Origin of the sequence: Cellulomonas massiliensis JC225, from assembly GCF_000312005.1 — a bacterium.
Classification (GTDB): domain Bacteria; phylum Actinomycetota; class Actinomycetes; order Actinomycetales; family Cellulomonadaceae; genus Cellulomonas; species Cellulomonas massiliensis.
Window position 1 is genome coordinate 1 of record NZ_CAHD01000249.1, and the last position, 1,590, is coordinate 1,590.

The 1,590-nt window shown below is 77.9% G+C and carries 2 protein-coding genes; both read right to left on the minus strand.

All coding sequences use genetic code 11. From position 1 onward, the window contains the following. Positions 1-90: 90 nt before the first annotated feature. Positions 91-714 (minus strand): heme-binding beta-barrel domain-containing protein, encoded by a 624-nt coding sequence (locus HGCM_RS00020; RefSeq protein WP_019134848.1) that lies wholly within the window; start codon positions 712-714, stop codon positions 91-93. 276 nt (positions 715-990) lie between these two features. Next, positions 991-1,491: a DUF4395 family protein gene (locus HGCM_RS00030; RefSeq protein WP_019134850.1), complete on the minus strand. Its 501-nt coding sequence runs from the start codon at positions 1,489-1,491 to the stop codon at positions 991-993. Positions 1,492-1,590 lie beyond the last annotated feature (99 nt).

Below are 1,590 nucleotides of genomic sequence, written 5' to 3' on the forward strand. Positions count from 1 at the left end.
ACGGCGCCGCGCCGCGCGAGCAGCGGGCTGGTGTGCCGCGGCGCGGCCGTCTCGACCGCCGGCGTCGCGCTGATGGGGCCGCTCATGCGTTCACTCCTCGACGACGCGCGAGAGCCGCGCGGACGCGTACGACTGCATCGGCTGGCCGAACGCGGCCAGGTCGTGGGCCCACATGAGCTCGCCCTTGACCAGCCCGTAGAGCCGGGTGGCGGCGCTGATCTCGGCCGCCGACGCGCTGCGGGCGACGAGGTCGCTCGCGAGGTCGATGCGGCCGTTGCCGATCGCGCCGACGTAGAGGGTCAGGTGACCGGCCGGGTCCGCCAGCAGGACCTCGACGGGGTGCTGCTCGGCCGTCAGGTCGTCGGGCCGCTCGGGCGGCACGCGCCAGTACCCGGACTCCGTCGACCACACCGGCCCCGGCTCCGCCGGAGCGGCCGGCGCCGGAGCGGCGTCCGGGTCGGCGGCGTCGGCCCCCGTCGCGTCCGCGCCGTCCACGCCGTCGAGCGCGGCGGCGTCGTCCGGCGCGACGACGAGCCGGATGGTCGACGTGTACGCCAGGTAGGGCCCGCCGTCGTGGTCGAACACGATCTCCTGCGTGAAGGCCGTCTCGTCGATGCCGGGGTAGCCGACGACGCCCTCGCCGCGCCACCGCCCGACCAGCCAGGCGAGCGGGTAGACCTCGGGCGCGAGGCCGTCGGGCAGGACGAACGACATGGTGGGCCTTCCTGGGTCGACGACGAGGGCGCGCGCGGCGCCGTCAGGACGTCAGGGCGTCAGCGCTGGCCCTTGAAGAGCCGCACCACGACCAGGCCGGCGAACCAGGCGATCGTCAGCGTCGCCGCGACCAGCAGGCCGATGAACACTCCCTCGAGCGCAGTCATGCGTCGAATCCTAACGAGTCGACCCCGTCGCGCTGTTCCCCGCGCGCGGCCGCCGGGCCCGACGTGACGCACCCCACGCGGCGCCGCGCCGGGACCGGCGGTGCGGCGGTCAGGTGGCCGAGCGCGCGCGCAGCCGCAGGCCGAGCAGGTACAGCTCGCACCCGAGGCACAGGCCGAAGACGGCGTTGAGGAACGCCGCGACGAGCGCGAGCGCCGCAGCGACCGGGACGGCGGCCGCGACGCCCAGCAGGCCGAGCACGACGCCGACGCCGGTCACGACGAGGCCGACGAGCTGCGCGAACCGGGGCGGCCGCGGGTCCTCGAGCTCGGTGGGCGGGGCGAGCCGCGGGGCGACGACGCGCCGGTACAGCGCGCCCTGCCACGTGCCGCCGACGCCGCGCCACACGCCCAGCGCGAAGCTCGCCGCGACGAGCGCGAGGAGCGCGAGGGCCGCGGAGGGCCAGGCGCCCAGCAGCAGGACGCCGACGAGGAGGACGGCGGTGAGCGCGGCGCCGAAGCGCGGTCCGCGCGCGTCGATGGGGCGCGGCGAGCCGTCGGGCCGGGGCGACGCGTCGGGCGTCGGGGCGGTGCGGGGGGTGCTCTCGGTCATGGGGGGTGCTCCTGGGGGTGCGGCGGTCCGGTGGCGAGCCGGTCGCCCCCGTGGGCGCCGGCGCGGGGCCGGGTCGTCGCGTCCGGCCGGCGGCGCCCC